The organism is Achromobacter pestifer, assembly GCF_902859625.1.
In the GTDB taxonomy this organism is placed as follows: Bacteria; Pseudomonadota; Gammaproteobacteria; order Burkholderiales; family Burkholderiaceae_B; genus Achromobacter; species Achromobacter pestifer.
On sequence record NZ_CADIJX010000015.1, the window covers coordinates 43,812 to 65,798 of the forward strand.

At 64.3% G+C, this 21,987-nt stretch carries 21 protein-coding genes; 11 read left to right on the forward strand and 10 right to left on the reverse strand.

Annotation, left to right across the window (positions count from 1 at the left end; genetic code table 11):
- Nucleotides 1-6 precede the first annotated feature (6 nt).
- The 5 genes from napA to HV753_RS29715 form a co-directional block, all read right to left on the reverse strand.
- Nucleotides 7-2,502, reverse strand: coding sequence for a periplasmic nitrate reductase subunit alpha (gene napA / locus HV753_RS29695; protein ID WP_175178153.1), 2,496 nt, complete (start codon nt 2,500-2,502; stop codon nt 7-9).
- Nucleotides 2,486-2,803 carry a chaperone NapD gene (locus tag HV753_RS29700; RefSeq protein ID WP_175178154.1) on the reverse strand — a complete coding sequence of 106 codons (318 nt, stop codon included), beginning with the start codon at nt 2,801-2,803 and terminating at the stop codon, nt 2,486-2,488. The genes napA and HV753_RS29700 overlap by 17 nt, the downstream gene beginning before the upstream one ends.
- Nucleotides 2,804-2,826: 23 nt before the next feature.
- Entirely contained in the window at nt 2,827-2,985 is a 159-nt protein-coding gene (gene napE / locus HV753_RS29705; protein ID WP_035212934.1) for a periplasmic nitrate reductase, NapE protein, read from the reverse strand.
- A 196-nt stretch (nt 2,986-3,181) separates the two neighbouring features.
- Nucleotides 3,182-4,036, reverse strand: coding sequence for a beta-keto acid cleavage family enzyme (locus tag HV753_RS29710; protein WP_175178155.1), 855 nt, complete (start codon nt 4,034-4,036; stop codon nt 3,182-3,184).
- A complete protein-coding gene (locus HV753_RS29715) occupies nt 4,033-4,995 on the reverse strand; it encodes a 3-hydroxyacyl-CoA dehydrogenase family protein (RefSeq protein ID WP_175178156.1) in 963 nt (320 codons plus the stop codon). Before HV753_RS29715 ends, HV753_RS29710 begins: the two co-directional genes overlap by 4 nt.
- Nucleotides 4,996-5,117: 122 nt before the next feature.
- Here HV753_RS29715 and HV753_RS29720 point away from each other — a divergent pair, with 122 nt between their 5' ends.
- Nucleotides 5,118-6,026: a LysR family transcriptional regulator gene (locus HV753_RS29720; protein ID WP_175178157.1), complete on the forward strand. Its 909-nt coding sequence runs from the start codon at nt 5,118-5,120 to the stop codon at nt 6,024-6,026.
- 186 nt (nt 6,027-6,212) lie between these two features.
- Nucleotides 6,213-6,680: a MarR family winged helix-turn-helix transcriptional regulator gene (locus tag HV753_RS29725; protein ID WP_425485950.1), complete on the forward strand. Its 468-nt coding sequence runs from the start codon at nt 6,213-6,215 to the stop codon at nt 6,678-6,680.
- A gap of 45 nt (nt 6,681-6,725) precedes the next feature.
- Here HV753_RS29725 and HV753_RS29730 read toward each other — a convergent pair whose 3' ends face one another.
- Nucleotides 6,726-7,715 (reverse strand): XdhC family protein, encoded by a 990-nt coding sequence (locus tag HV753_RS29730; protein WP_175178159.1) that lies wholly within the window; start codon nt 7,713-7,715, stop codon nt 6,726-6,728.
- A 345-nt stretch (nt 7,716-8,060) separates the two neighbouring features.
- On the opposite strand from HV753_RS29730, the gene HV753_RS29735 reads away from it, so the two are divergent.
- The 5 genes from HV753_RS29735 to HV753_RS29755 are packed head-to-tail and all read left to right on the forward strand — an operon-like array spanning nt 8,061 to nt 12,415.
- Entirely contained in the window at nt 8,061-9,023 is a 963-nt protein-coding gene (locus HV753_RS29735; RefSeq protein WP_175178160.1) for an amidohydrolase family protein, read from the forward strand.
- Nucleotides 9,024-9,046: 23 nt separating this feature from the next.
- Entirely contained in the window at nt 9,047-9,799 is a 753-nt protein-coding gene (locus tag HV753_RS29740; protein ID WP_175178161.1) for a maleate cis-trans isomerase family protein, read from the forward strand.
- 11 nt (nt 9,800-9,810) lie between these two features.
- The gene (locus tag HV753_RS29745) at nt 9,811-10,650 is read left to right on the forward strand and encodes an alpha/beta fold hydrolase (RefSeq protein ID WP_175178162.1); all 840 of its coding nucleotides are present in this window, start codon (nt 9,811-9,813) and stop codon (nt 10,648-10,650) included.
- Nucleotides 10,651-10,694: 44 nt separating this feature from the next.
- Nucleotides 10,695-11,744, forward strand: a complete 1,050-nt coding sequence (locus tag HV753_RS29750; RefSeq protein WP_175178163.1) for a 2,5-dihydroxypyridine 5,6-dioxygenase NicX family protein — start codon at nt 10,695-10,697, stop codon at nt 11,742-11,744.
- Between the two features lie 50 nt (nt 11,745-11,794).
- On the forward strand, nt 11,795-12,415 hold the full coding sequence (locus tag HV753_RS29755) for an N-carbamoylsarcosine amidohydrolase (RefSeq protein WP_175178164.1): 621 nt from the start codon (nt 11,795-11,797) through the stop codon (nt 12,413-12,415).
- A 71-nt stretch (nt 12,416-12,486) separates the two neighbouring features.
- Here HV753_RS29755 and HV753_RS29760 read toward each other — a convergent pair whose 3' ends face one another.
- From HV753_RS29760 to HV753_RS29775, 4 genes are read right to left on the reverse strand one after another with little or no spacing between them, the layout of a single operon-like run.
- Nucleotides 12,487-13,005 (reverse strand): aromatic-ring-hydroxylating dioxygenase subunit beta, encoded by a 519-nt coding sequence (locus HV753_RS29760; RefSeq protein ID WP_175178165.1) that lies wholly within the window; start codon nt 13,003-13,005, stop codon nt 12,487-12,489.
- A gap of 17 nt (nt 13,006-13,022) precedes the next feature.
- The gene (locus tag HV753_RS29765) at nt 13,023-14,312 is read right to left on the reverse strand and encodes an aromatic ring-hydroxylating dioxygenase subunit alpha (protein ID WP_175178166.1); all 1,290 of its coding nucleotides are present in this window, start codon (nt 14,310-14,312) and stop codon (nt 13,023-13,025) included.
- A 34-nt stretch (nt 14,313-14,346) separates the two neighbouring features.
- On the reverse strand, nt 14,347-15,648 hold the full coding sequence (locus HV753_RS29770) for an NAD(P)/FAD-dependent oxidoreductase (RefSeq protein ID WP_175178167.1): 1,302 nt from the start codon (nt 15,646-15,648) through the stop codon (nt 14,347-14,349).
- A 2-nt stretch (nt 15,649-15,650) separates the two neighbouring features.
- A complete protein-coding gene (locus HV753_RS29775; RefSeq protein WP_175178168.1) occupies nt 15,651-15,965 on the reverse strand; it encodes a non-heme iron oxygenase ferredoxin subunit in 315 nt (104 codons plus the stop codon).
- A 401-nt stretch (nt 15,966-16,366) separates the two neighbouring features.
- On the opposite strand from HV753_RS29775, the gene HV753_RS29780 reads away from it, so the two are divergent.
- The 4 genes from HV753_RS29780 to HV753_RS29795 are packed head-to-tail and all read left to right on the forward strand — an operon-like array spanning nt 16,367 to nt 21,943.
- On the forward strand, nt 16,367-17,476 hold the full coding sequence (locus tag HV753_RS29780; RefSeq protein ID WP_175178169.1) for a TRAP transporter substrate-binding protein: 1,110 nt from the start codon (nt 16,367-16,369) through the stop codon (nt 17,474-17,476).
- Between the two features lie 23 nt (nt 17,477-17,499).
- Nucleotides 17,500-19,902, forward strand: coding sequence for a xanthine dehydrogenase family protein molybdopterin-binding subunit (locus tag HV753_RS29785; protein ID WP_175178170.1), 2,403 nt, complete (start codon nt 17,500-17,502; stop codon nt 19,900-19,902).
- Nucleotides 19,899-20,726 carry an FAD binding domain-containing protein gene (locus HV753_RS29790; protein WP_175178171.1) on the forward strand — a complete coding sequence of 276 codons (828 nt, stop codon included), beginning with the start codon at nt 19,899-19,901 and terminating at the stop codon, nt 20,724-20,726. The genes HV753_RS29785 and HV753_RS29790 overlap by 4 nt, the downstream gene beginning before the upstream one ends.
- An 11-nt stretch (nt 20,727-20,737) precedes the next feature.
- Complete coding sequence (locus HV753_RS29795; protein WP_175178172.1) at nt 20,738-21,943, forward strand: xanthine dehydrogenase family Fe-S subunit; 1,206 nt, start codon at nt 20,738-20,740, stop codon at nt 21,941-21,943.
- Nucleotides 21,944-21,987 lie beyond the last annotated feature (44 nt).

The following is a 21,987-nucleotide window of genomic DNA, read 5'->3' on the forward strand; positions in this document are numbered from 1 at the left end:
CGCCGTTCAGACCTTGACGATCTTGACCGCGCACTTCTTGAAGTCGGTCTGGAACGAGATCGGGTCAGTGGCGTCCAGCGTGACCTTGTTGATCAACTGGCCGGCGTCGAACCACGGCACGAAGACCAGGCCGCGCGGGGGCTTGTCGCGTCCCCGGGTTTCCAGCCGGGTGCGCATCTTGCCGCGCCGCGACACGATTTCCACCTCCACGCCGCGTCGCAGGCCCATGGCCTGCGCGTCATCGGGATGCATGAAACAGACCGCATTGGGAAACGCCCGGTATAGCTCGGGCACCCGCCGCGTCATGGACCCGGAATGCCAATGCTCAAGCACCCGGCCGGTGGACAGCCAGAAGGGGTATTCCTTGTCGGGTGATTCGGGTGGCGGTTCGTACGGCAGGGCGTAGATGACGGCGCGGCCGTCCGGATTGCCATAGAACTCAAAGCCCGCGCCCGCCTTCACGTAGGGATCGCTGCCTTCGCGATAGCGCCACAGCGTCTCCTTGCCATTGACGACCGGCCAGCGCAGGCCGCGTGCCTCGTGGTAGGTGTCAAAAGGCGCCAGGTCGTGGCCATGGCCACGGCCGAACTCGGCGTATTCCTCGAACAGTCCCTTTTGCGCATAGAACCCAAAGGCACGGGCTTCCTGATTTTCGTATTCCGGGTTCAGTTCGCTATTGGGGAATTTGTTGACGCGGCCGTTGGCGTACAGCACGTCGAACAGGGTCTTGCCCCGGTACTCGGGCTTCTTGGCCAGCAAGTCGGCGGGCCAGACTTCCTCTACCTTGAAGCGCTTGGAGAACTCCATCAGCTGCCACAGGTCCGACCGCGCATCGCCCGGCGCATTCACCAACTGGTGCCAGAACTGCGTGCGCCGTTCGGCGTTGCCATAGGCGCCTTCCTTTTCCACCCACATGGCGGCGGGCAGGATCAAATCGGCGGAAATGGTGGTGACGGTGGGGTAGGCGTCCGACACCACGATGAAGTTGTCGGGGTTGCGGTACCCCGGCAGCCCTTCGTTCATCAGATTGGCCGCCGCCTGCATATTGTTGTTGACCATCACCCAGTAGGCGTTGATCTGGCCGTCCTTCAGCATGCGGTTCTGCAACACCGCATGGGCGCCCACTTTGTCGGGAATGGTGCCATCGGGCAGTTGCCAGATCTCTTCCGCGTGTGCGCGGTGCTTGGGGTTGGTCACCACCAGATCGGCCGGCAGCCGATGCGAAAACGTGCCCACTTCGCGCGCCGTGCCACAGGCCGAAGGCTGGCCCGTCAACGAGAACGGGCTGTTGCCCGGGGTGGATATCTTGCCGGTCAGCAGGTGGATGTTGTAGACCATGTTGTTGGCCCACACGCCGCGCGTATGCTGGTTGAAGCCCATGGTCCAGAAGGACGTCACGCGCACTTTCGGGTCGGCGTAAAGCTCCGCCAGGTCCCGCAACTGCTTCTGCGGCACGCCGGTCAGCTTGGACGTGTATTCCAGGTCGTACTTCGAGACGAACTTGGCAAACTCGTCGTAGGTGATGGGCTTGGAGCCGCCTGCCTTGTCGGCGTTCTTGGCGGCCTTTTGCAAGGGGTGATCGGGCCGCAGGCCGTAGCCGATATCGGTGTTGCCTTCGTGGAACACGGTGTGCTTGTCCACGAAGTCGCGGTTCACGCGCTTGGTCTCGATGATGTAATTGGCGATGTAGTTCAGGATCGCCAGATCGGTCTGGGGCGTGAAGGTCAGCGTCAGGTCGGCCAGCTCATACGAGCGATGCTCGAACGTGGACAGCACCGCCACCTTGGTCTTGGGCGCGGACAAGCGCCGATCGGTCACGCGCGTCCACAGGATGGGGTGCATCTCGGCCATGTTCGACCCCCACAGCACGAAGGCATCGGCGTTCTCGATGTCGTCGTAGCAGCCCATCGGTTCGTCGGCGCCGAAGGTCCGCATGAAGCCCACGGCCGCCGAGGCCATGCAGTGCCGCGCGTTCGGGTCCAGGTTGTTGGACCGGAAGCCGGCCTTCATCAGTTTCAGCGCGGCGTAGCCCTCCCAGACCGTCCATTGGCCCGAGCCGAACATGCCTACCGCCGTCGGCCCCTTGTCTTTCAGCACCCGCTTGAATTGTTCGGCCATCACGTCGAAGGCCTGGTCCCAGGAGACCGGTGCGAATTCGCCGTCCTTGGCGTACTTGCCGTCTTTCATGCGCAAGAGCGGCGTGGTCAGCCGGTCATTGCCATACATGATTTTCGACAGGAAATAGCCCTTCACGCAGTTCAGGCCCTTGTTGACCTCGGCGTTGAAATCGCCGTGCGTGGCCACGACCTGGTTGTCCTTCACCGCGACGTTCACGCCGCAGCCGGTCCCACAGAACCTACAGGGTGCCTTCGACCATTTCAGCTTGGCCGCCTCGGATTCGGTCACGATGTTCTGCGTGTAGCCGACGATGGGAATGCCGGCCACCGTGGCGGCGGCAGCAGCCGCGGATTGTTTGATGAAGTCTCTACGAGCCATGGGCATCGCCAATCTCCTCATTCATCGCGGCCAGCGTATCGGCATGCTGATACACCAGCGCCGAAGCCAGTACGCCATCCAGGCGCTGGATCTCGGAGATCCGCGCCATCATGTCGTCGGTGGAGGGCGCTTCCAGCGTGACCACCAGCTTGCCGGTGTCGGACGCGCCATGGATTTCCGAACCCGCGATCGCCAGAATGGCGTCGCGGACGTCGGGAAGGCGTTGAGGCAGGGCATGCACCACCATGCTGGTGATGTGCAGCTCTGGAGGCGCCACGGTCGGCGCGAGGGGGGAAAGCGTGGGCATGGAGGCGGCTCCGTCGGGTGTCATCAGCTGCCCGGAGGGCCGGCGATCAACTGATAGAACCAAACGATGAAGCCGTAGCCCGCCACGATGATGACCGTAAGAACGGGGGCCATGACAGCCGTCAGAAACAGGAAACTTCTTAGTTCCTGAGGCTTGGTGTAGCCATCAGACTCGTTTTGCACACACCACCTCACTGCGAAAGTTGGGGCATTGCGTTTAACGTGCGGATGTCGAACTTTTTAGCAGTGGTTTTACATCGCGTCAATGTTGCATCACGGCGAAACAATCCTGCCTTGGCGCTATATACAAAGGTGCCTGACGCTTTCCGGATGGCAATCCGGTAGGCGTCAGGCACCTGGTGTTGAGTCGCGTTGCGATTTAGCCGATGGCGCCGTAGATGCGCCGCGCGTCGGCCGCCGTCGCTTGCGGCCGGCCCAGCGCCCGCGCGCCCTCGGCGGCCTGGCGAACCAGAGCCGCGTTGTTCGGCGCCGTGCCGCCGTCGCGCAGTTTCAAGTTGTTCTCGAAACCCACGCGCATGTGACCGCCAAAGGCGGCCGCCGTCGTGACGCAGGCGTTTTCCTCGGGGCCGAACGCGCACACCGCCCAAGGCAGTGAGTGGTCGTAGGCGGACAGAAAGGGCAGCAGGTCATAGGCTGACGAGGTTTGGCCCGCGCTGTAGCGGCCCAGCACGAACAGCACCGACCACGCACCCGGCGGCACCAGGCCGCGCGCGCACAAGGACAGCCAGCGCCGGACATCGCCTTCGTCGTAAAGAATGATCTGCGTCATGATGCGGCGCTCGGCAAGCCAGGCCAGGAACGCCGCCAGTTCCGTTTCGGGAATGTCCGGCACGGCGATCTCGCGCAGGCCGATGGACACGGCTTCGGGTTGCAGTTCGCGCACCAGCGCGATCTGTTCCGCCGCCTGGTACACGCCAGCGGCTTCGCTGGTGACCTGCACCAGCAGTTCGCGGCCCACGGCGCGGTCCACGGCGGCCAGCGCTTCGCGGTAGGCGTGCGCGTCCAGCAAATGACTGCCGTCGGGCTTGCGCACATGCATGTGCATCATGCCGGCGCCCGCGTCCAGGCAGGCGCGGGCTTCCCGCGCCAAGTCAGCGGGGGTGAGCGGCACGGCCGGGTGGTCGGCGGCCTTCTTGTAGGCGCCGTTGGGCGCCACGGTGATGATGACCGGGGAATCGGCCAGGGCCGCGCGCGGCAGGGCGGAAGCGTTCACGGTTGAATCTCCGGCAGTTCGGGGCTGATCAAGTCCAGGCCGGCGCGCAGCAAGCGGTCATAGCGGGCGCGTTCGGCGGCGATGGTCTCGGGCGTCCAGGCATAGAAGCCTTCGCCCGCTTTCATGCCATGGCGGCCGTCGGCGGCGCGTTCGGTCAGGCAGCGCGCGGGATGGTCCGCGTTGCAGAACGTGGGGTACATCGTGGCGCCCGCGGCGGCGTGTACGTCGATGCCCGCATGGTCGCGCTGCATGACCGGGCCGGCTGCCAGAAAGCGGAAACCGAAGCCGAAGCGCACGGCCGCGTCCACGTCTTCTGGCGAGGCGATGCCGCGATCGATCAGATCGAAGGCCTCGCGCGACAGCGCGTGCTGCAAGCGGTTGGCCAGGAAGCCTGGCAGGTCCTGCTTGACCTTGACTGGCACGCTGCCGCAGCGGCGCATGAAGGCGATCAACGATTCCGCGCAGGCGTTGTCGCTGGCTTCGCCCAGCACCACTTCCACCAGCGGCACCAGATGCGCGGGCATGAAGAAGTGCAGGCCGAGCATGCGGCCGCGTGTATCCAGGCCTTGGCTGATGGCGCTGATCGGGAAGCTGGAGCTATTGCTGGCCAGGATGGCGTCCGGGCGGGCACGCCGCGCCAGGTCGGCGAACAGCGCTTGCTTGATGTCCAGGCGTTCGGGGATGCACTCGATCACCAGGTCCACGGTGGACCAGTCCACGGCGTCCAGGCTGGGCGCGGTGGCCAGCAGCGAGGCATGGGCTTCACGGCCAATGGTCTTCAGGTTTTCTGCGACGCGGGCGGGCAGGCCGGCCGCGCGTTCCGCGTTGGATTCGATCACGGTCGTGCGGCAGGCCGCGCGGGTCAACACCACCGCCACGTCGGCGCCCATCGTGCCGCCGCCCACCACCACTGCATGCGCCGCGCCCGGGTTGGGCAGGGCTGTTGCGTCTGTCTGCATGGTTTGCTCCTTTCTCTGCATCGTCGTTGGGGGCGAGTGTAGAGAAGCCGCTTTGATTGATGAATCAGATTTTTTGGATAGAATGATCGATAAAACAGATCAATAAGCTCGGGCAGGATGACATGCAGATCAATCTTTCGATGCGCGATATCGATACCACGTTGGTGTTGGGCCGCACGCTCAACTTCCGTCAGGCCGCGGCGCAGCTACACCTGTCGCAATCGGCGTTGTCCACGCAGATCCAACGCATCGAAGAGGCTTTGGGCGTCAGGCTGTTCGACCGCACGACGCGCACCGTGCGCCTGACGGCTGCGGGCGAGGTCTTCATGCAGCAGGCGGCCACCTTGCAGGTCGCGTTTCGTGACGCGATCGCGGCGGTCAGCGGCGTCACCAGCGCGGAGCAGGGCCAAGTGTCGGTTGCCGCGCTGCCTTCATTGGCGGCTCGCTTGCTGCCGCGCGTGCTGATGGCCTACCGCCAGGCACATCCACAAGTGGCGCTGAAGGTACGCGACACCTTGTCGGGGCCTGCTTTCGACCTGGTGCGCGCGGGCGAGGTGGATTTCGCGCTGACCGCAGCCGACCCTCAACACGCCGACTTGCACTACGTGCCGCTGATGTCCGACAGCTTCCTGTTGCTGATCCCTGAGTCGCACCCGCTGGCCAAGACGCGCGGCCCGTTGCGTTGGGCCGACACCGCCACGGCGGCGCATGTGTCGATGGTGCAACCCAGCAGCGTGCGCCAATACACCGAATGGGCCTTTCTGCAGAATCGCATCCGTTTCGCGCCCGCGTTTGAAGCCGAGCACCTGACGACGATCGTGGCGATGGTCGAGTGCGGTTTCGGCGTGGCCGCCTTGCCGGAAATCGCGGCGGGAGCGGTCGCGCAGACCGCCATCGTCCAGCGTCCGCTCATCGGGCCGGTGGCCGAGCGGTCAATCGGCTTGGTCACCTCGCGCAACCGCAGCCTGTCGCCGGCTGCGGCGGCGTTGGTGCAGACCTTGAAAGCGTCCCTGGCGGCCCATCCGCGCTAAGGCGCCGAGGCTTGTTGCATTGCAGCTTTGATTTCTCTCAAGCGCCCACGCCAAGCCGCTCGACACGGCGAGGCCGATGGTATTATCCTCAGTGCACTAACTAATTGGAGCTGCCTCAACGTGCCGGATGTACAGAAAAAGACGACGTCCCAGAAGCGCGTCGCAACGCAGAAGCCAGAGAGTCACATTTTCGATCCGGCCAAGCAGGTGCTGTGGTCGCGCCCCGGCTATCTGGTGCGGCGCTTGAACCAGATCCACTACGCCATGTTCTACGAAGAGTGCAAGACGCAGAACGTGACGCCCGTGCAGTATGGCGTCCTGACGGCGTTGTCACTCAGCCCTTGGCTGGACCAGACCGCCATCGGCATGGAACTGGGGCTGGACCGCACCACCACCGCCGACGTCGTCAAGCGCTTGCAAGAGCGCGGCTTGGTCGAGCGCCGGGTCAATCCCACCGATAAGCGTTCGCGCCAGGCGGTGATCACTCAGGAAGGCTTGCGCATCATGGGGCTGTTGCAGGAAGGCATGGCCCGCGCGCAACAGCGCTTGCTGGAACCCTTGTCCGTGCGCAACCAGGAAATCTTCATGAAGCTGCTTTCCACGTTGGTGGAAGCCAATAACCAGTACAGCCGTACGACCCTGAAGCCGATGTAAGGCGGAAAGGCGGCGGCGCGCAGCGCCAACGGCCGCCTTTCGCTTTCAGTCCTTCAGTGCATTCATCTGGGGCACGCTGCGAGAAGCTTGCCCGTCTCCCAGCGTATTGCGCACCCAGATCAATTCGGCGGCAATCGCCACGGCGATCTCGGCCGGCGTCTTGCTGGCGATGCGCAAACCCACCGGGCCGTGCAGCCTGTCTATCTGGCTGTCATCCAAGTCAAACAGCCGCAGCCGTTCGCGCCTTTTCTCCTGGTTGGCGCGCGAGCCCAGCGCGCCCACGTAGAAGGCACGGGACTTCAATGCTTCCAACAGCGCCATGTCGTCCAGCTTGGGATCATGCGTGACGGCGACGATGGCGGTGCGTTCATCGGTGCCGATTTCCAGCACGGCGTCGTCGGGCATGCTGGTCAGCAACGTGGCTTGGGAAGCGTCCCAATCGCCGAAGAACTCTTCGCGCGGATCGCACACCGTGACGTGGAATTCCAAGGTCGCGGCAATGTTCGCCAACACGCGCGCGGTCTGGTTCGCGCCAATGATCAGCAGCCGCCAGCGCGGGCCATAGACGCTGCGGAAGATCCGGCCGTCGAAATCAGGGCCGTCCGCAGGACCGGCGGCGGAAATGGAAGTGTGGCCATCCAGCAGGTCCACCGTGCGTTGGATCAGGCGATGGTCGCGGATTGACGCCAGCACCCGGTCCAGCCACACCGTGTCGTGCAACCGTTCGCTGATCAGGCGTAGCGTGCCGCCGCAAGGCAGGCCAAAGCGCGCAGCCTCGTCCCGCGTGACGCCGTAGGTCAGGCGGGCAGGGGAGTCCTCAAGCGCGCTGGCGCGGGCGCGCGCAATCAAATCGTCCTCGATGCAGCCCCCGGACACTGAACCCACCACCCGGCCGTCGTCGCGCACGGCCAGCATGGCACCCGCTTGCCGGGGCGCCGAGCCCCAGGTTTGCACCACGGTCACCAGGTGCACGCGGCTGCCTGCGGCAACCCAGTCGCGGGCAAGTTGCAGTACGTCCAGATCCAAAGGGTTCATCGGCTTCTCACAGAGGAAAGGTCGTGGTGGCTAGTGGGCGTCAGCACGACTTATGCTCACTGTACTGATGATTATGGTGAGTGTCTCTAGTGTCTATCCCTACCTTGGCCGCCTGAGTTTCAGGTGGACTTTGCTTGAGCCCCGGGGTTTCCCTAATTGGTCAGTACGCTGATTATAAAGTCAGTATACTGACGTAAATTTGGAAGCCGCGACGGCCCCGCCTCCCATGGGAGAGGTTGCCGTCAGGAGTTCCGGTCGTTCCGATCTAATAGTCAGTGTACTGATAATAGAGGCTGACATGCCGTGGCGAGGCTGGCGTCGCGCCATCAAACTGGGAGTAGGGGAATGAGCAAAGTGCGCAAGATCGCGTTTGAGGAGCACTACACCGCGGTCGGATTCAAGGATTATTCAAAAAGTTTCGCGCAGCATATCGATCCTGTCGTGCTGGCCGACCTGGCTGCGCGCCTGGTGGATTTCGATGAGGTCCGGCTGGGTGAAATGGACCGTGCCGGCATCGACTACGTCATCCTGTCGCAGACCGGTCCCGGCGTGCAGGCGGAAACCGATGCGGCGGTGGCGCTTGGCCGTGCCAAGGAGAACAATGATTTCCTGGTCAGCCAGGTCGCCAGGCATCCGACGCGATACGGCGGGTTTGCCACGTTGCCGATGCACGACCCGAAGGTCGCCGCGGCGGAATTGGAACGCTGCGTCAAGCAGCTGGGTTTCAAGGGCGCCCTGATCAATGGCCACACCAACGGCGTCTACTACGATGACCGTGCCTATGACCCGTTCTGGGAACGGGTTCAGGAACTGGATGTGCCCATCTATCTGCACCCCTCGGATCCCTATGTGATTCCGCAGGCCTATTCAGGCCACCCCGAACTGGTGGGCGCGTCCTGGGGCTGGGGCGTCGAGACCGCCACGCATGCACTGCGTTTGTTGTTTGGCGGCGTGTTCGACCGTTATCCAGGCGTCAAACTGATTCTGGGTCACATGGGCGAGGGCCTGCCGTTCCAGCGCTGGCGTTTCGACAGCCGCTTCGCGGTTTACTCGCATGGCATCAAGCTGTTGCGCGCGCCTTCGGAATATCTGGGCAGCAACATCGTGATCACCACATCCGGGGTCTGTTCCCCTCCCACGCTGACGGCCGCCATTGCGGAAATGGGCCGCGAGGCGGTGATGTTCTCGGTGGACTATCCCTACGAATCGACCGCGCTGGCGGCCGAATTCATCGAGCAGACACCGATGGACGACGCGACCCGCGCGCTGATCTGCCACGGCAATGCGCAGCGTCTGTTCAAACTCTGAATCCCTGGGAAAAAGGAGCAATCATGCAGAGACCCTTCCGTATCGGCCAGATCGTGCCCAGTTCCAACACGACGATGGAAACTGAAATACCCGCGATGCTGCTGGCACGCCAGCAGATCCGTCCGGAACGTTTCACGTTCCATTCCAGCCGCATGCGCATGAAGAAGGTGGTGAAGGAGGAACTGGCCGCGATGGACGGCGAGTCCGACCGTTGTGCCGTCGAGCTGAGCGACGCGCGGGTGGACGTGCTGGGCTACGCCTGCCTGGTGGCGATCATGGCGATGGGCCATGGCTATCACCGGGTGTCGGAAAAGCGGCTGCAAGCCCACACCGCCGCCAATGGCGCGGACGCGCCGGTGATCACCAGCGCGGGCGCGCTGGTGGATGCCCTGAAGGTGATCGGCGCCCGCCGCATCGTGGTGGTGGCCCCCTACATGAAGCCGTTGACCGAACTGGTGGTGGACTACATCCGCAACGAAGGCTATGAGGTGGTTGACTACCGGGCGCTGGAGATTCCGGACAATCTGGAAGTCGGCCGCCACGACCCGGCCCGGCTGCCGGAAATTGTCGCGCAGATGGACACCCGCGATGTCGATGCCATCGTGCTGTCGGCCTGCGTGCAAATGCCTTCGCTGCCTGCCATCGCCAAGGTCGAGGCCCAGACGGGCAAGCCGGTGATCACCGCCGCCGTGGCCACGACCTACGCCATCCTGAAGTCGCTGAACCTGGAACCGGTCGTTCCCGGCGCGGGTGCGCTGTTGTCGGGCGCTTACTGAGGAAAACGGCCATGAGCACGATTCCTGAAAGCACCTTTCTGTATGGCGGCAACGTCCATGCCAACGGCATACGCCAACACTACCTGCGCTACGGAGGCGCCCACACGGCAGGCCGCGATGCGGTCGTGATCGTGCCGGGCATCACCAGCCCGGCGATCACGTGGGGGTTCGTCGGCGAGCGATTCGGCAAGACGTTCGATACGTACATTCTGGACGTGCGGGGCCGAGGCCTGTCGGAAGCCGGCGCGGCGCTTGACTACAGCCTGGACGCGCAAGCGGCGGACGTGCTGGCTTTTGCGCAGGCGCTGGGATTGGAGCGCTACAGCCTGGTCGGCCATTCCATGGGCGGACGCATCGGCGTGCGCGCAGGCCGAACCCAACCCGCCGGCTTGCGTCGTCTGGTCCTGGTGGATCCGCCGGTGTCCGGCCCCGGACGTCGGCCGTATCCGGCCAAGTTGCCCTGGTACGTCGACTCCATGGCGCAGGCCCGCCACGGCATGGACGCCGACGCGATGCGCGCCTTCTGCCCCACCTGGACTGAAGCCCAACGCCAGTTGCGCGCCGAATGGCTGCATACCTGCGACGAACGCGCCATCGTCCAGAGCTTCGAGGCGTTTCAGACCGACGATATCCATGCGGACCTGCCTCGGTTGAAGGTGCCGGTCCTGCTGATTACCGCCGAAAAGGGCGATGTGGTGCTGGATGCGGACGTGGCCGAGATCGCGGGCTTGGTGGCGGGCACGCAACATCATCGAGTGCCCGCGGCGGGCCACATGATCCCGTGGGACAACGAGGAAGGCTTCTATGCGGCATTCGGCGAATTCCTGGGTGCGCCGCTGGTGCGAGCCTGAATTTCCGGACCCTAGACCCTGGACCTTCTGGCAAGGAGAGAATCATGCCTGTAAGCGACTATGAAATGGTGAAGGCCTGGCAGCAGGTGCTGACCCTGTCCAAACTGCAAGCCGGCCAGAGCGTGACGGTGCTGACCAGCGCGGCGACCCACCCGCAGACGCTGTCGACGGCGTTGATCGCCGCGCAATCGATGGGCGCGGTGATCAACCGCCTGGACTTGCCGCCCGTCAATGGCGAGAAGGCCCTGAGCCGCGATTCGCTGGCCTATCTGGGCACCACGCCATTGACCGGCAACAAGCCGGCGATTGCGGCGCTGAAGGAAAGCGACTTGGTGCTGGACTTGATGACGCTGCTGTTCTCGCCTGAGCAGCACGAAATCCTGGCCACGGGAACCAAGATCCTGCTGGCCGTGGAGCCGCCCGAGGTGTTGGCGCGGCTGGTGCCCACCGAAGCGGATCGCACCCGGGTGAAGGCCGCGGCCGCGCGCATCGGCGCCGCCCGAGAGATGAGCGTGGTGTCGGCGGCGGGCACGGACCTGCGTTGCCCGCTGGGTGAATTTCCGGCGATCAGTGAATATGGGTTCGTGGATGAGCCGGGGCGATGGGACCATTGGCCCAGCGGCTTCGTGCTGACGTGGCCGAACGAACGCGGCGCCAACGGCAAGATCGTGATCGACGTGGGCGACATCCTGCTGCCGCAGAAGCTGTACGTGCGGTCGGCCATCGAACTGACGGTAGAGAACGGCTTCGCCACGCGGATCGACGGCGGCGTCGACGCGGAACTGCTGCGCGAATACGTGGCGTCATTCCGGGACCCCGAGGCCTATGCCATATCGCACATAGGCTGGGGCCTACAGCCGCGCGCGCACTGGACCACCCTGGGGTTGTACGACCGCGAGGCCACCATCGGCATGGATGCGCGGGCGTACGAGGGAAACTTCCTGTTTTCGCTAGGGCCGAACAACGAGGCGGGCGGCAGCCGCACCACCACCTGCCATATCGACATTCCGTTGCGCGGGTGCACCGTTCGGCTGGATGGCGAAGACGTGGTGCGCCAGGGCAGGGTGCTGGACGGCACCGCCCGGCAGGAATAAGCAATGATCCGGCAACGACCCCGGCAATCACCGAACAAGGAATCCGCCGCATGAATGACGATATTTCCGCCTACGAGCGCCAGGGTTTTGGCGCGGCGATGTCCCCCAAGCCGCCCTACGGTCTGCTGATCGTGGATCTGGTCAACGGCTTTGCCGACCCAGCGGTATTTGGCGGGGGCAATATTGCACCGGCCATCGAGCAGACAACGCACTTGCTGGCGCATGCGCGCAAGCAGGGCTGGCCGGTGGCGCACAGCCGCATCGTGTTCGCGGACGATGACGCCGACCACAACATCTTCACGCTGAAAGTCCCTGGCATGCTGACGTTGAAAGAGGCGGACCACAACAGCGCGATCGTTCCGCAACTGACGCCGGTTGCGGGAGAGCTGGTGGTGCGCAAGACCGTGCCTTCGGCCTTCTTCGGCACCAGCCTGGCGGCGTGGCTGTCGCAACGCGGGGTGCAGACGCTGCTGGTGGCGGGCGCGGTCACCAGCGGCTGCGTGCGGGCAAGCGTGGTGGACGCCATGCAGTACGGCTTTCGGCCGCTGGTGGTGTCCGACTGCGTGGGCGACCGCGCCCTTGGACCGCACGAGGCCAACCTGTTCGACATGCGCCAGAAATACGCAACGGTGCTGACGCGCGAGGAAGCGGTGCGCGCGACGCACGGTTGAGAAGAGGTATTTACCAAGAACAAGGGGTTGCATCGTGGGATGCAACCCCTTGTTCTTGGTGCGCCGATTGCCTACACGGGATACACCAGGTCGTTGGCCAGGATGGTGGTGTCATACACCACCTGCCGTTCCTTCAGCTTCAGCACGCCATCCTGCCGCGTGAAGCGGTCGTAGTAGGTGCCGGCCAGATGCAGGGTCGTGGGGCCTTCCACCAAGGTCTGCATCAGCATGAAAGCCGCCTGGGCGAGGATCTCGCCTTCGGCCGATTCACTGATGACGCGGGTGTTGCTGACCAGATGCAGCATGTAGCGCGGGGCGAACATCTGGGTGCGTGAGATGGCCACGGCGCGGTCGTGCATCATGGCGCGGCCTTCGGAATAGACCAGCCCAACCGGCAAGCCCAGTTCGGCGTTTTCGCGCGCCGTCACGCGGTACAGGCCGTCTTCGGTAAAGAAGCCGGGCCAGGCCTCGACCTGGCCGGCGTCCAGCGTTGCGCAGTAGTCGGCGTGGAATTCCTCGATCTCCTGGCGCAACGCAATGGCGCGCGCCAGATCGATCTGGCGGGGGGAGAATTCAAATCGGGTTCTCATTGGTCTCGGTTCCTGCCTTAGAAGCCCATCACGCTGCGGTAGTAGCTGTACATCGAGCGGATCGCAGCCTCGGAGATCAGCGTATTGGAGGTGCCCTGCTTGCCGGATTCCAGCTTCAGCACATTGACATCCGTGCTGGCGCGTCGCACGCCTTCCTGCACGAACTTCATGGCTTCGTTGTCTTCCAGGCCGAGAAATCCGGCCGGCCCCATCAGGTTGCCCTGGCGCAGGCGGTGACGTTCCATCTCGGGCGTGTCGTCCTCGTAGCCGAACATGGTCCATTGCATGATCATGCTGTCGGGCCCGTTGGGCACGATCTGGCGCACGCCCAGCGTGTTCATTTCGCGCTGCACGATCAAGTTGGGCCACACCGTCTGCATCGTCACGGACCAAGGCGAATCGAACTCTTTGACGAATTCCAGGAAGCGGTCGTCTTGCAGGTGCAGACCGTCATGGAAGGAACGCATTTCCTTTTTGTTCTCTTCGCTGACGGTGGCGTACTTGTCCTCGCTTTTGGCCGAGGCCATGGTGCCGTGGCGGCCATGCACCGAGTCAACAAGCATCGCCGACTTATTGCCGGCCACCAGCAACCCGAACACCACCAGGAACGAATGCAGCAAGGTTGCGTGGTAGGGGTCCTTCAGGTTCTCGTGATACATCTTCCAGTTGCATGGAAGCTCATTGCGGTAGTAGCCATGGATCTTGAGTTTCTTGCCCGGGAAGACCGTATCGAAGTCGGCCAGGATTTCCGGCGTCAGGTACTCATCGATGGGTTCGACCTCGGCGCTGTAGGACGCGAAGATCACGCCATGGCGCGTGGTCACGTGCAGCTTGCGCAGGCCGTGGTCTTCGTTCTTGAAGTCCTTGGGCATGCCGCCTTCGCGGTTCACCCCGCGCTTGAAGGGAATACCTTGCAGATTGCCTTTCAGATCGTATGACCACTGGTGGTAGGGGCAGACGAACTCGCGGGCATTGCCCTGGCTGTTGCGGCAGAATTCGGCGCCGCGGTGCGCGCAGCGGTTCTCGAACACATTGACTGAGCCGTCTTCGGCGCGTGAGACCACCACCGGGGTCGGTCCCACATAAGACCGCTTGTAGTCGCCCGGATTGGGCAGCTCGGCTTCCAGCGCCACGTAGTTCCAGGTCTTGCCGTGGAAGATTTTCTCTATTTCCTGATCGTAGACGGCGCCGCTGGTATAGACCCAGTCGGGTATGTAGTGCAGCGCATCTTCCGGCCAGACACAGTCGGCCAGCGCAGCGTCCTTAGAGGCTACCGTGCGGCCAATGACGGTTTGGGATTGATACATGTACAGCTCCTGTCGAGGCGGGGCAATAATGGATTCAGGACGTGGCGGCGGCATTCTGCTGGCAAGCCTTCACCAGCGGTTTGAGGGCCACCGTTTCGTCGGCGTAGCGCTGCGGATCGATGCGCAGGCCTTGTTCAAACAGCACGCGCAATTGGCGCAGGTCGCCGCCGGCATTGATGGCGATGGCGTGCACGGGCACGCCGTCACGGTGGCCCAGCCAGATGAATTTGGGCGCGTCGGCCTGGCTTTGGGGCACGCCGCGGCAGGCATAGGAAAGATCAGGTTGCGGCAGGCCCAGCATTTGCACGTTGCACCCGAATTGATCCGTCCAGAACCAGGGATAGGCTTCGCCGGGTACGGGCAGGCCAAGCATGCCGGCGGCGGCGGCGCGTGCTTGTTGATTGGCGTTCTGCCACGACTCCAGCCGCAACGCGGTATTCAAGTGGCGCCGGTGCTGGCTGGCGCAGTCGCCCGCGGCATATAGATCGGGATCGCTGCTGCGGCAGTGGGTATCCACCACGATGCCGCCGTTGGCGGCGTCCAGCGCCAGGCCGGCCTGTTCGGCCAGGGCCACCTCGGGCGTCAATCCGATGGCCACCACCACGACATCGGCGTCCAGCACGGCGCCATCCTGCAATTCGATCGCGAAGCACGCCTGATGCTGAACGCTTGCGTCCGGATGCGGCTGCCGGGTGCTGCGCGCGATGCGTGCATCCAGGCGTAGCGTCACGCCGGCATGCCGGGCACGTTCGGCCAGCCAGTCGGACAAGGCGGGCGGCAGCACGCGCTCGAGCAGGCGCCGGGCGCTTTCCAGCACGGTCACTGCCGCGCCCAGCGCGCGTGCGGTGGACGCCACTTCCAGCCCGAGAAAGCCGCCGCCAATGATGACAACGCGCGCATTGGGCGTGAGACCGGCGCGCAAGGCGGCCGCGTCATCAAGCGTCCTGATGTAGTGCACGCCCGGCGTGCCGCGAGGCAGGCTGGGCAGTTCGCGTGCGCGCCCGCCCGTGGCAAGCAGGCAGCGGTGGTAGCTCAGTTGACGCCCATCGGCCAGTTGGACAAGATGCGCGGCAGCATCAAGCCGGACCACATCGGCGTCGGTCAACAGCGTGATGCGCCGTTGCTCATAGAAGTCGGTGGGATGCACGGCCGTCTGCGCATGCGCCTCGGCCGCCTGCAACACGGCCTTGGATAGCGGAGGGCGTTCGTAGGGGGCGTGTGCTTCGCGGCCAATCAGCGTGATGGGGCCTTCATGGCCCAGGTCGCGCAGGGTGGCGGCGGCCACCGCGCCGGATTGGCCGGCGCCGATGATCAGGATCGAGTCGGCGTCACCCATGATCAACCCTGCACATTCGCGTAGATGTCCTGGCCTTCGACCTTGACCGGGTAAACGCGGACACCGCTGGTTGCCGGCGCGCACATGGCCTGGCCGGTACGGATATCGAACTTGGCCTGGTGCAGCGGGCATTCGATGCAGCCATCTTCCAGGAAACCGTCGGACAGCAGCGCGTAGGCGTGCGTACAGACGTTGTCCGACGCGAAGAATTCGCCGTCGCTGCGATACAGCGCAAGCTGCTTGTCGCCGGCAGCGACGGGAATGACCTCATCGTCGTCGGTCAGTTGGTCGGTGGAGGCAATGCGGATCCAATTCATATTGTCTCTCTAATCAGTATGCTGAGTAATGTGGTCAGTGTACTGCTCAAAAAAACAAGTCAGGAGCTAGGGATTTCCCCGACGCGATGGCGGTCGGCGGCATGCGGCGCGTGCCTATTATGCACGCCAGCCGCGACGGCCGCGCATCGACGTCCTCTATATGGAAGGAGTGGCAAAAAAACGTCTTGCCCGTGCGGCCCCAACGCTCTTCAAACCGCCCGGAAACACAGGGTTTTAGCGCGCTTGGCAGTCGGGATTAACCTTGTTGACACTCAAAATTACGGTCAGTATGCTGACTAACAATTCAGTGTGCTAACGTTTTTTCAGGTGTGCGAAAGCGGCGTTGGCATGGGTTGGGGCGGGTCCAAGGGGACTCAATCAAATCAGATCGGGAGCACTACATGCAACGACGCCGTTTCCTCGCACAAGCCGCTGGCGCTGCCGGCGCTGGCCTCGCCACGGTCGGCATGCCTGCTGTCGCGCAGTCCGCGCCGGCGGTGCGCTGGCGCATGTCGACCAGTTGGCCCAAGAGCCTGGACACCATCTACGGTTCGGCGGAAGAACTGTGCAAGCGCGTGGCTCAATTGACCGACGGCAAATTCGAGATCCGCGCATTTCCGGGCGGTGAACTGGTGCCGGCGGCGCAGAACATGGATGCGGTCAGCAACGGAACGGTTGAATGCAACCACGTGCTGAGCACGGCCTATATCGGCAAGAACACGGCGCTGACGTTTGATACCGGGCTGTCGTTCGGCTTGAGCGCGCGTCAGCACAATGCATGGATTCATTCCGGCGGCGGGTTGAAGATGCTGCGCGCGCTTTATAAGAAATACAACATCGTGAACCACGTCTGTGGCAACGTGGGCGTGCAGATGGGCGGCTGGTATCGCAAAGAGATCAAATCGCTGGCCGATTTGAAGGGCTTGAACATGCGCATTGGCGGCATCGGCGGCATGGTCCTGTCCAAACTGGGCGCCGTGCCGCAGCAGATTCCGCCTGGCGATATTTATCCGGCGCTGGAGAAGGGCACCATTGACGCCGCGGAATGGATCGGCCCGTACGACGACGAGAAGCTGGGTTTCAACAAGGTGGCGCCTTTCTATTATTCGCCCGGCTGGTTCGAGGGCAGCGCATCCATTACCAGCATGGTGCATGACAAGGCGTGGGAGGCGTTGCCCCCGGCCTACCAGGCGGCATTCGAGGCAGCCGCAGGGGAACAGACCATGCGCATGCTTGCCAACTACGACGCGCGCAACCCGCTCGCGCTGCGCAAACTGATTGCGGGCGGCGCCAAAGTCAACTTCTTCCCCAAGGAAGTCATGGATGCCGCCTACAACGCTTCGCAAGAGCTGTGGGTGGAACTGTCCACCAAGAATCCGGACTTCGCGGCGATCTACCCCGATTGGAAGAAGTTTCAGGTGGATCAGGCGAGTTGGTTCCGGGTGGCCGAGAGCCCGCTTGATAACTACACCTTCGCTGCCGTGGCGAAGGCTCAGTCCCAAACCAAGTAATCCTCAGGAGACAGAGGGAAGTCATGACGACAGAACACGCCAGTACGCACGGTCGGCCGGGCAAGCCGCAAGGAGTGGGCGCGCGGGTGCCGCGCAAGGAGGATGCGCGCCATCTGCTCGGCAAGGGCAATTTCGTGGCCGATATGGCCATGCCCGGGTTGAGCGAAGTGGCGTTCCTGCGCAGTCCGCTGGCGCATGCGCGCATCGCTTCGGTGCGCGTGGCCGACCAGATCGCGGGCAATGTGTTTCTGCGTCAGTCGATGGCCGACGCGCGCGACATCGTGGCCGATTCGACGCTGCCCACCTATCAGGCGTCCGCGCAGCCGCCGCTGGCATCGGGCAAGGTCCGTTTCGTCGGAGAACCCATCGCCATGGTGTTTGCACCGACGCGCGCCGAAGCCGAGGACCATGCCGAATTGATCGAGGTCGATTACGACGACCTGCCGGTGTATGCGGACGTGGACAGTGCCCAGGCTGCCGAGGGCGACCTGCTGCACGAGCAATGGCGCGACAACGTGTTCGTCACGCTCAACGCCGACAAGCAGTTCGACGAATACGCGGCGCAGGCCGAGGTGGTGGTGCGGCGCAAGATTGATCTGGCGCGACAGTGCATGGTGCCGATGGAAGGCAAGGCGGTGCTGGCGTACTGGGACCACCAGGCCGATCAGTTGGTCGTCGTCAGCGCCACGCAGGTGCCGCACATGATCCGCAGCGTGCTGGCCCAGTGCCTGGACCTGGAGCAGGGGCGCGTTCGGGTGGTGTCGCCGGATGTGGGCGGTGCCTTTGGCTACAAGTGCGTGCTACAGCAGGAAGAGTTGTGCGTGGCATGGTTGGCCAAGACCTTCAAGCGGCCGTTCCGCTTCATCGAGGACCGCCGCGAACACCTGACCGCGGGCGCCAATTCGCGCGAACACCATTACGAAATGGTGGCCTACGCGGATCGTCGCGGCAAGCTGCTGGCGCTGGATGCCAAGATCACCATCGACGGCGGCGCCTATTCCGTGTGGCCGTTCACCATCGGGCTGGAACCGGGTCAGGCCATCGGCAACCTGCCGGGACCCTACGCATTCAAAGGCTACCGCTGCGTCACGAAGGCGGTGGCCACCAACAAGCCCGGCTTTGTGCCGTATCGCGGCGTGGCGCGCACCGGCGTGTGTTTCGCCATGGAACTGACGATGGACGCGATCGCGCGCGAAGTCGGCCGCGAGCCTTGGGAAGTCCGTCAGGAAAACCTGGTGCAGGGCGAGCAGATGCCGTTCGTCAACGTCACCGGCAAGCACCTGGATAGCGGCGACTATCCGGCCAGCCTGCAACAGGCCATGGAAATGATCGGCGTGGACGCGGTGCGCGAGCGCCAGCGGCAGGGCGAGGCCGACGGCCGCCTGATCGGCGTGGGCCTTGCGACCTACACCGAACAGGCCGCGCACGGCACGTCCGTATTCGCCGCCTGGGGCACACCCGTGATTCCCGGGTTCGACCAGGCCACCGCGCGCGTCACGCCGGATGGCGGACTGGAGTTGCGGGTGGGTGTGCATTCGCACGGCCAGGGCATGGAAACCACCTTCGCCCAGATCGCCAACGAGATCCTGGGCGTCGACGTGGGCAGCATCAAGCTGCTGCACGGCGATACCGGGCAAACCCCGTTCTCCACCGGCACCTACGCTTCGCGTTCGCTGGTGATGTCGGGCGGGGCGGTGTCGCAGGCCTGTAAGCGCTTGCTGCCCAGGCTGACGCATATCGGCGCGCATCTGTTGCAGGCTGATCCCGCCAGCGTGGCGTGGAATGCGGATCGTCTGGAAGCTGACGGCAAGTCGGTGTCCGTCAAGGATGTGGCGGACGCCTGGTATCTGCGGCCGCAACTGTTGCCGCCTGACGTGGACCCCAGCGGCCTGGAAGTGACCGTGGGCTACAAGCCCAAGGTCGACACCGGCTGCTTCACCTACGCCACCCATGCAGCGGTGGTGGCGGTCGATCCGGGGACCGGCGGCGTCGAGATCCTGGATTATGTCGTGGTCGAGGATTGCGGGACCATGATCAACCCCATGGTGGTCGAAGGGCAAACCATCGGTGGCGTGGCCCAGGGCATCGGCACCGCATTCTATGAAGAGACTCCCTACGACGAGAACGGCCAGCCGCTGGCGTCGACCCTGGCGGATTACATGCTGCCCGGCGCCACCGAAGTCCCCAACATGCGCCTGCATCATTTCGAGACACCGTCCCCGCATACCGAATTCGGCGCCAAGGGCATGGGCGAGGGCGGCGCCATCGCGCCGCCAGCCGTGTTGTTCAACGCAGTCAACGATGCGCTGCGACCGCTAGGCGCGGCCGAATTGTTGCGCACGCCCTTGTCACCGACGCGGGTGCTGGCGGCCATCGCGCAGGGCAAGCAAACGGTTCAACCGGCTGTCGCAGAGGTGACGGCATGAAGGCGGCCGCATTCGAGTACACCCGCCCGGGGACGTTGCAAGAAGCGTTGCAGGCGCTGCGCCAGCACGAAGGCCGCGCCAAGCTGATGGCAGGCGGCCAGTCGCTGGGACCGATGCTGAACCTGCGGCTGGCACGCCCGCCGTTCGTGATCGACATTTCGGGTCTGTCCGAGTTGCGCACCGTCACGCGGCAGGACGGCATGCTGCGCGTGGGCGCGGCCGTGACGCACGCCGAGATCGAGGACGGCGTGCACGAGTTGCTGCGCGGCACGCCGCTGCAACAGGTGGCGCCGGGCATCGCGTATCGCGCCATCCGCAATCGGGGCACGCTGGGCGGCAGCCTGGCGCACGCCGATCCGGCTGCCGACTGGGTGCTGACCGTAGTGGGCCTGGGGGCGACGCTTGAGATCGCCGGGCCGGACGGCGTACGCATGCTGCCCGCTGACGGCTACATGCAAGGCGCCTACACCACCGGGCTGCGCGAAGACGAGCTGATCGCTGCCGTGCACCTGCCGAGCCCCAGCCCGCAGGCGCGCTGGGGCTACTACAAGTTCTGCCGCAAGACCGGCGAATTCGCCGAGGCCAGCTGCGCCGCGTGGTTCGACCCGGCGGCGGGCACGGCGCGCATTGTCGTTGGCGCGTTGGATGGGCCGCCCAGGCTATTGCCTCAGCTGAGCGCGCGTATCGCGCAGCAAGGCCTGGCGGGCCTGGACGAGACGCTGCTGGCCACTGAACTGGCCGGCGTCATGCAGGACAAGGATGAACACCATCGCAAGGTGCATGGGACCGCGGTGACGCGCTGCCTGGCTCAGGCGTTGGGTTGACGGGAACAACCATGGTTCAGGTGACATTGGAAGTAAATGGCAAGCGCGTGTCGCACGAGGCGCCCGCACGCATGCATCTGGGAGATTTCCTGCGGGATCAGGCACGCCTGACGGGAACCCATCTGGGATGCGAGCACGGCGTGTGTGGCGCGTGCACCGTGTTGGTCGACGGCGCACCGGTGCGGTCCTGTATTTCGTTCGCGGTGGCGTGCGAGGGCCGGCAGGTGACGACCATCGAGGGCTACGACGCCGATCCGGTGATGCAGCGGCTACGCGCCGCCTTCACAAAGCATCACGCGCTGCAATGCGGCTATTGCACGCCGGGCATGTTGGCCACGTCTCGCGATATTGTGCTGCGGCTGCCCGATGCCGATGAAAGCCGGGTCCGGGTGGAACTGTCTGGCAACCTGTGCCGCTGCACGGGCTACATGGGCATCGTCGCCGCGGTGATGGCGGTGCTGGCCGACTTGCGCGCGCAGCCCGATGCCGCCGTGCAGGCGTTGCGCGCCGCCCAGGCGCAAGGGCGCGGCGCGGCGCCGGCGGTGGAGAAGCCGGTGGCCTTTGCCGGCTTCACCCCGGCGATGGCGAGTCCGGCGCAGCAGGCTAGCCCGGTTGCCGCCACCACCACGGCGACGACGCCGGCGGGCAAGAAAGAGGGGCGAGGCAGCCAGATTGACGGCGGCTTCCAGGTGCCATTCCCGGCGGCGGAAGTCTGGGCCTTCATGGTGGATCTGCCGGCCTTGGCCAGTTGCCTGCCCGGCGCATCGATCGAATCGCACGAGGGCGATCGCGTCAAGGGCAAGGTCGCCATCAAGTTCGGCCCCATGGCCGCGGCCTTCAATGGCGCGGCCCGGCTGGAGCGGGACGATGCCGCGATGCGCGCGGTGTTCCGGGGAGCCGGGCAAGACTCGCTCAGCCAGTCGCGCGCCAATGGCGATATCACCTATCACCTGGAAGCGCTGTCGCCCACCGAAACAAGGGTCAACGTGAACCTGCTGTATTCGTTGCAGGGGCCGTTGGCGCAGTTCTCGCGTTCGGGCCTGGTGCAGGATTTCGTGCGTCGCATGATTGCGGACTTCGGCAACAACGTGACGGCTCGGCTGCGCCAGCCTGCGGGTCAAGGCGAGCCGTTGGTCCAGGCCAGTTTCAATCCCACGGCCATGTTCTTCAGCGTGTTGTGGGCGCGCATCAAGCGTTGGTTCGGCCGCGGCGACTGAGCGCGGGCGAAGACAGGCCGCGGCAAGACGCGGCTGCACATTGT